The organism is Pseudocitrobacter vendiensis (assembly GCF_943590815.1).
Taxonomy (GTDB): Bacteria; Pseudomonadota; Gammaproteobacteria; order Enterobacterales; family Enterobacteriaceae; genus Pseudocitrobacter; species Pseudocitrobacter vendiensis.
The window spans coordinates 135,711-143,478 of the sequence record NZ_CALSBS010000011.1 but is presented as its reverse complement, the minus strand read 5'-3'; the positions used below and the strand labels follow the sequence as shown (position 1 = coordinate 143,478).

Sequence of the window (7,768 nt, the reverse complement as noted above, 5' to 3'; positions counted from 1 at the left end):
AACACAGCGCGCACTACCCCTTTAAATACGCCAGATTCAACAACGGATACGGCTTCCCAAGATCGTCCACCTCGCTGCGTCCTGTCACTCTAAACCCCATTTTCTTATAAAACCCAACCGCCTGCTCGTTCTGCTCATTCACGTTGGTCGTTAAATCAGGTGCCTGAGAAAGTGCATGTTCTACCAACAAACGGCCAACCCCCATTCCACGTGCATCAGGATCTACAAACAATGCATCCATATGCTGCCCGCTCAACAGCATAAAACCAACCGGCTCATCTTGCGCATTGGCTGCAACCCAAAGTGGTGCTTCCGGTAAAAATGAGCGTACCAGCCTTTCCAGCTCAGCCCGATACTCAGCGGACAAAAAATGGTGCGTGGCATCAACAGAACGGCACCAGACAGCCACCAGCTTTTCCCCTTCATCGTACCGGGAACGTCGAATACTAATAACCATAGATACTCCTTTTATATATTCTTATATTCTACGGTAATGTTGTCGGTGAAACTTTCTCACCTTTCACATGCAGACTCGACATTTCACTTATTCCTGGTTATTGTCAGCTATCTGGATGTCTAAACGTTTATACGTATGTTGTGAGGTAACAAGGTTATGCCGATTCGGGTACAGGACGAGCTACCAGCCGTCAATTTCTTGCGTGATGAAAATGTCTTTGTAATGACCACATCACGCGCAACAGGTCAGGAAATCCGTCCGCTCAAAGTCCTGATTCTTAACCTGATGCCGAAGAAAATCGAAACGGAAAACCAGTTTCTGCGTCTTCTCTCTAACTCGCCGTTGCAGGTGGATATCCAACTGTTACGTATTGATGCGCGGGAATCGCGCAATACACCCGCTGAACACCTGAATAACTTCTACTGTAATTTTGACGAGATCCGCGATCAGAACTTCGATGGCCTGATTGTCACTGGTGCGCCGTTGGGGCTGGTCGAATTTAATGATGTCGCCTACTGGCCGCAGATAAAGCAGGTGCTGGAGTGGGCAAAAGATCACGTTACCTCCACGCTGTTTGTCTGTTGGGCCGTCCAGGCCGCGCTGAATATTCTTTATGGCATTCCAAAACAAACCCGCAGCGACAAACTTTCTGGCGTCTATGAACACCATATTCTTCAGCCACACGCCTTGCTTACACGTGGGTTCGATGACAGCTTCCTGGCACCGCACTCACGCTATGCCGATTTTCCGGCAGCGCTGATTCGCGACTATACCGACCTCGATATTCTGGCGGAAACGGACGGTGGGGATGCTTACCTCTTTGCCAGCAAAGACAAGCGCATTGCATTTGTGACGGGTCATCCTGAGTACGACGCTAACACGCTGGCAGGCGAATTTTTCCGGGACGTGGATGCCGGTCTTAGCCCGGAAGTACCGCACAACTACTTCCCGAAAAACGACCCGCAGAATAAACCACGCGCCACCTGGCGTAGCCATGGCAACCTGCTGTTTGCCAACTGGCTCAACTATTACGTCTACCAAATCACACCATACGATCTGCGGAATATGAATCCAACGCTGGACTGATCGTCTACGTCCCCCGATCCTAAAGCGTTTCAGCACTCTTCCTCAGGCACCTTCGGGTGCCTTTTTTATTTCCGAAACGCACCTCAATCAATTAAAAAATTTTAATTCCATTCTAATCATCACGTTACATGTAATTTAAATTAAAAATGGAAATCGTTTTTGATTTTTATTAATTCCTGGATAGTCTTAAAAGTGTTGAATGAAAACTATGCAGTGATCGTCCGTTCATCCCAGGGGGATCGATCGGAATACATAATGAGGATCAGCACAATGACACAACAGGCAACAACGGCGGATGAACTGGTATTTACCGAACCTTTTACCGGGCAGGAGCAACAAATCTTAACGGCAGAAGCCGTTGAATTTCTCAGCGAACTGGTGACACGCTTTACGCCGAAGCGCAATAAACTGCTGGCTGCGCGCATTCAGCAACAGCAGGATATCGATGATGGAAAGTTGCCTGATTTTATTTCGGAAACCGCTTCCATTCGTAACAGTGACTGGAGAATCCGTGGTATTCCCGAAGACTTACAGGATCGCCGTGTAGAGATCACTGGCCCTGTTGAACGCAAAATGGTGATTAACGCCCTGAACGCCAACGTAAAAGTCTTTATGGCCGATTTTGAGGATTCGCTGGCACCGGACTGGAACAAAGTGATTGATGGGCAAATCAACCTGCGTGATGCCGTGAACGGCACCATCAGTTACACCAATGACGCCGGGAAAATCTACCAGCTGAAACCCAATCCCGCGCTGCTGATTTGTCGCGTGCGCGGCCTGCATTTACCGGAGAAACACGTTACCTGGCGCAGTGAAGCCATTCCGGGCAGCCTGTTTGATTTCGCGCTCTACTTCTTCCACAACTACAAAGCGTTGCTGGAGAAAGGCAGCGGCCCTTACTTCTACCTGCCGAAAACCCAGGCCTGGCAGGAAGCGGCCTGGTGGAGTGAAGTCTTCAGCTATACGGAAGATCGTTTTGACCTGCCGCGCGGCACCATCAAAGCGACTCTGCTGATTGAAACGCTGCCCGCCGTCTTCCAGATGGATGAAATCCTGCACGCGCTGCGCGATCACATTGTCGGCCTGAACTGCGGCCGCTGGGATTACATCTTCAGCTACATTAAAACCCTGAAAAACCACCCGGACCGCGTATTGCCTGACCGCCAGGTGGTGACGATGGACAAACCGTTCCTCAGCGCTTATTCGCGCCTGCTGATTAAAACCTGCCACAAACGCGGCGCGTTCGCGATGGGCGGCATGGCGGCGTTTATCCCGAGTAAAGACGCCGAGCGAAATACGCAGGTGCTTAACAAAGTCAAAGCGGATAAATCGCTGGAAGCCAATAACGGTCACGATGGCACATGGGTGGCGCATCCGGGACTGGCGGATACCGCGATGGCGGTTTTCAACGATGTGCTCGGCGAGCATAAAAATCAGTTATTCGTGACCCGCACCGACGATGCGCCGATCACCGCTGAACAACTGCTGGCCCCCTGTGACGGTGAACGTACCGAAGAGGGCATGCGCGCCAATATTCGTGTCGCGGTGCAGTATATAGAAGCGTGGATCTCCGGCAACGGCTGCGTCCCAATCTACGGCCTGATGGAAGATGCGGCGACGGCGGAAATCTCTCGCACCTCTATCTGGCAATGGATCCATCATGAGAAAACCCTGAGCAACGGCAAAGCCGTCACCAAAGCGCTGTTCCGCCAGATGCTGGCTGAAGAGTTATTGGTGATTCAGGAAGAGCTGGGCGAGCATCGCTTCAGCAGTGGGCGCTTCGATGACGCCGCGCGCCTGATGGAGCAGATCACCACCTCCGACGACCTTATCGACTTCCTGACACTGCCAGGCTACCGCCTGTTAGCGTAAATCACCACATAACAATATGGAGCATCTGCACATGAAAACCCGTACACAACAAATTGAAGAATTACAGAAAGAGTGGACTCAACCGCGCTGGGAAGGCATTCGTCGCCCCTACAGCGCCGAGGAAGTGGTGAAATTACGCGGCTCGGTTAACCCGGAGTGCACGCTGGCGCAACTGGGTGCGGCGAAGATGTGGCGACTGCTGCACGGCGAGTCGAAGAAAGGCTACGTCAACAGCCTCGGCGCGCTGACCGGCGGCCAGGCGTTGCAGCAGGCGAAAGCGGGTATTGAAGCTATCTACCTTTCCGGCTGGCAGGTAGCGGCTGACGCCAACCTGGCATCAAGCATGTATCCGGATCAATCCCTCTACCCGGCGAACTCGGTGCCTGCGGTGGTGGATCGGATCAACAACACCTTCCGCCGTGCTGATCAGATCCAATGGGCGTCCGGTATCGAACCGAATGATCCACGTTATACCGATTATTTCCTGCCGATCGTCGCCGATGCGGAGGCCGGTTTCGGCGGCGTGCTCAATGCGTATGAACTGATGAAGTCGATGATTGAGGCCGGTGCAGCGGCTGTTCACTTCGAAGATCAGCTCGCATCGGTGAAGAAGTGCGGTCATATGGGTGGAAAAGTGCTGGTTCCTACGCAGGAAGCTATCCAGAAACTGGTTGCGGCACGCCTGGCCGCTGACGTTATGGGCGTGCCGACGCTGGTTATTGCGCGAACAGATGCGGATGCGGCGGATCTGATTACCTCTGATTGCGACGCTTACGATAGCAAATTTATCACCGGCGAACGCACCTGTGAGGGCTTCTTCCGAACCCGTGCGGGTATCGAACAGGCGATTAGCCGTGGTCTGGCGTATGCGCCGTATGCAGACCTGGTGTGGTGTGAAACCTCCACGCCGGATCTTGACCTCGCGCGCCGTTTTGCCGAGGCGGTTCACGCGAAATATCCAGGTAAATTGCTGGCTTATAACTGCTCGCCGTCGTTCAACTGGCAGAAAAATCTGGACGATAAAACCATCGCCAGCTTCCAGCAGCAACTGTCGGATATGGGCTACAAATACCAGTTCATCACCCTGGCGGGCATTCACAGCATGTGGTTCAACATGTTCGACCTGGCGCGCTCCTACGCGCAGGGTGAAGGGATGAAGCACTACGTTGAGAAAGTGCAGCAGCCAGAATTTGAAGCGGGCAAAGACGGTTACACCTTCGTTTCTCATCAGCAGGAAGTGGGGACGGGCTACTTCGATAACGTGACGACCATTATTCAGGGTGGCGCTTCTTCAGTAACCGCGTTGACCGGTTCAACGGAAGAGTCACAGTTCTGATCCAGATGCCCGGTGGCGCGTCGCTTACCGGGCCTACACCGTTTTGTAGGCCGGATAAGCGTCAGCGCCATCCGGCATACCGCGCACCGGACGAGGTCGATTATGCCGCGTGGCCTGGAATTACTGATTGCCCACACCATTTTGCAAGGTTTTGACGCCCAGTACGGGCGTTTTCTGGAAGTGACCTCCGGCGCGCAGCAGCGCTTTGAACAGGCCGACTGGCACGCTGTGCAGAAGGCGATTAAAAGCCGTATTCACCTTTATGATCACCACGTTGGTCTGGTGGTGGAGCAGTTGCGCTGCATCACTGATGGCAAAGGCGCGGATGCCGAATTTTTGTTACGCGTGAAAGAGCACTACACCGCGCTTCTCCCCGATTACCCTCGCTTCGAAATCGCGGAGAGCTTTTTTAACTCGGTTTACTGCCGGTTATTCGATCACCGCTCGCTCACACCGGAGCGGCTTTTTATTTTTAGCTCACAGCCGGAGCGCCGTTTCCGCACCATTCCACGCCCGCTGGCGAAGGATTTCTTTCCTGAACACGGCTGGGGGCTGCTGCTCAATCGCCTGCTGACTGACCTGCCGTTACGTCTGCCGTGGCAGAATAAACAGCGTGATATCAACTACATCATTGCACATCTGAATGAAACCTTCGGCCTGGCGATGCTTCAACAATCGCACCTGCAGGTGGCGAACGAACTGTTTTATCGCAATAAGGCAGCGTGGCTGGTTGGCAAGCTGGTGACACCCTCTTCTACGTTGCCCTTTTTAGTCCCCATTCACCGCACGGATGAAGGAGAGCTGTTTGTTGATACCTGTCTGACCACCGCGACGGAAGCGAGCATTGTCTTTGGCTTTGCTCGATCCTATTTTATGGTTTATGCGCCACTGCCAGCGGCGATGGTGGAATGGCTGCGCGAGATCCTGCCCGGCAAATCCACGGCAGAGCTGTATATGGCGATTGGCTGCCAGAAGCATGCAAAAACAGAAAGTTACCGTGAATACCTGCACTATATCTCCGGTACTGATGAGCAGTTTATTGAAGCGCCGGGTATTCGTGGCATGGTAATGCTGGTGTTTACGCTGCCAGGCTACGATCGCGTCTTTAAGGTCATCAAAGACAAATTTGCGCCGCAAAAAGAGATGAATGCCGCGCACGTTCGCGCCTGCTATCAACTGGTTAAAGAGCACGATCGTGTCGGGCGGATGGCGGACACCCAGGAGTTCGAAAACTTCGTGCTGGAAAAACGGCAAATCTCGCCTGCGCTGATGGCGCTATTGCAGCAAGAAGCGCCGGAGAAAATCACCGAGCAGGGCGATCACATTGTTATCCGTCATCTCTACATCGAACGGCGCATGGTGCCGCTCAATATCTGGCTGGAGCAATCCGAGGGCCAGCAGTTGCGCGACGCGATTGAAGAGTACGGCAATGCCATTCGCCAGCTCGCCGCCGCCAATATTTTCCCCGGCGATATGCTGTTTAAAAACTTTGGCGTCACCCGTCATGGCCGCGTGGTGTTCTACGATTACGATGAAATCTGCTATATGACCGAAGTGAATTTCCGCGATATACCGCCCCCGCGCTACCCGGAGGACGAACTGGCCAGCGAACCCTGGTACAGCGTCTCGCCGGGCGATGTCTTCCCGGAGGAGTTTCGCCACTGGCTCTGTGCCGACCCGCGTATCGGCCCGCTGTTTGAAGAGATGCATGCCGACTTGTTCAGCGCCGACTACTGGCGCGGCCTACAGACGCGCATCAAAAATGGTCATGTGGAAGATGTTTACGCCTACCGTCGTCGCCAGCGTTTCAGCGTGCGTTATGAAACCGATCGTAGGCTGGATAAGGCGCTTGCGCCGCCATCCGGCGTTATGCCTCGATCAGCCTGATGGCGATTTGCTTATCAGGCCTTCAGGTATTCTGCAATATATTGAATTAGCGAGGTTTTGTAGGCCGGGCAAGGCGTTTACGCCGCATCCGGCAAGAACAACGCGCACTTTGTCGGCAATCTGGAATACCCCATCAGCGATGGGGCATTTTTGTTATCGAATCCCACCATACGCCAGCGTTACTTCCTTCGCCGCCTTGATCACCATCGCGCCAAACTCAGTTACCCGGTCGTCGGTAATGCGTGAAATCGGCCCGGAAATGGAGATCGCTGCAAACGGCTCGCGGTGCTCGTCATAAATGCAGGACGCCACGCAGCGCAGCCCCAGCGCATGCTCTTCGTCATCAAAGGAGTACCCGCGCTTGCGCGTTTGGGCGAGGTCTTCCTTCAGATGTACCGGCGACACCAGCGTCGCATGGGTATAGGCGTGCAGCCCTTTGCGGTGCAGTAAGCCGGTAACTTGCTCTTCGCTCAGTTGCGATAAGAACGCCTTACCCGCGCCGGAGGCGTGCATCGGCAGTTTGCCACCAATGGGGGCAGACATGCGCATCAACTGCGTGCACTGAACCTGATCAATAATAATGGCCTGATGGTCGCTTTGATCCAGCACCGCCAGGTTGACCGTCTCGCCGGAGTCTTCCATCAGTTTGCGCAGGATAGGGTGGACAATCGCCAGCAAATTACGGCTCTGCAAAAAACTGCTGCCGACGATAAATGCATGCGCGCCCACGGCCCAGTGCCCCAGCTCGCCCACCTGACGGACGAAACCCTGCTGCTGCATGGTGGTCAGTAAACGGTGAGTGGTGGAATTGGGCAATCCGGCCTGCTGGGCGAGTTCAGTCAGCGCAACGCTGCCGTTTGATTCGGCAATCCATTCCAGTAATTTCAGCCCGCGCGTTAAAGACTGAACCTGGCCACTCTGCGGAGCGGCGGCTGCGGCGGGTTTTCTTCCGCGCTTCGCGGGAACGGTGGCAACCATAGCGAACTCCTGTTTCTGTATCGTGGAAATCATTTTCGTTTTATTTGATTATAATGCAATCGCCAGACTTACTGATCCGATGAGTCATGGTGAACTTGTCTCATGTAGCGCGTTGTTCTCTTTTCCACCATCAGGGTTTATGCCAGTATGGT

Annotated in this window: 6 protein-coding genes; 4 read left to right on the top strand and 2 right to left on the bottom strand. The window is 53.7% G+C overall.

What is annotated here, in order from left to right; all coding sequences use genetic code 11:
- Positions 1-13 precede the first annotated feature (13 nt).
- Entirely contained in the window at positions 14-457 is a 444-nt protein-coding gene (locus tag NMC31_RS13615; protein WP_253898261.1) for an acetyltransferase, read from the bottom strand.
- A gap of 156 nt (positions 458-613) precedes the next feature.
- On the opposite strand from NMC31_RS13615, the gene metA reads away from it, so the two are divergent.
- The 4 genes from metA to aceK all read left to right on the top strand — a co-directional run bounded on the left by metA (position 614) and on the right by aceK (position 6,638).
- Positions 614-1,543, top strand: a complete 930-nt coding sequence (gene metA / locus NMC31_RS13610; RefSeq protein ID WP_149461744.1) for a homoserine O-acetyltransferase MetA — start codon at positions 614-616, stop codon at positions 1,541-1,543.
- Between the two features lie 270 nt (positions 1,544-1,813).
- The gene (gene aceB / locus NMC31_RS13605) at positions 1,814-3,415 is read left to right on the top strand and encodes a malate synthase A (protein WP_253898260.1); all 1,602 of its coding nucleotides are present in this window, start codon (positions 1,814-1,816) and stop codon (positions 3,413-3,415) included.
- 31 nt (positions 3,416-3,446) lie between these two features.
- Entirely contained in the window at positions 3,447-4,751 is a 1,305-nt protein-coding gene (aceA, locus tag NMC31_RS13600) for an isocitrate lyase (protein WP_253898259.1), read from the top strand.
- Positions 4,752-4,853: 102 nt separating this feature from the next.
- Complete coding sequence (gene aceK, locus NMC31_RS13595; protein ID WP_253898258.1) at positions 4,854-6,638, top strand: bifunctional isocitrate dehydrogenase kinase/phosphatase; 1,785 nt, start codon at positions 4,854-4,856, stop codon at positions 6,636-6,638.
- A gap of 153 nt (positions 6,639-6,791) precedes the next feature.
- Here the strand turns inward: aceK and iclR are convergent, their stop codons facing one another.
- Positions 6,792-7,616 (bottom strand): glyoxylate bypass operon transcriptional repressor IclR, encoded by an 825-nt coding sequence (gene iclR, locus NMC31_RS13590; protein ID WP_149461748.1) that lies wholly within the window; start codon positions 7,614-7,616, stop codon positions 6,792-6,794.
- Between the last annotated feature and the right edge of the window lie 152 nt (positions 7,617-7,768).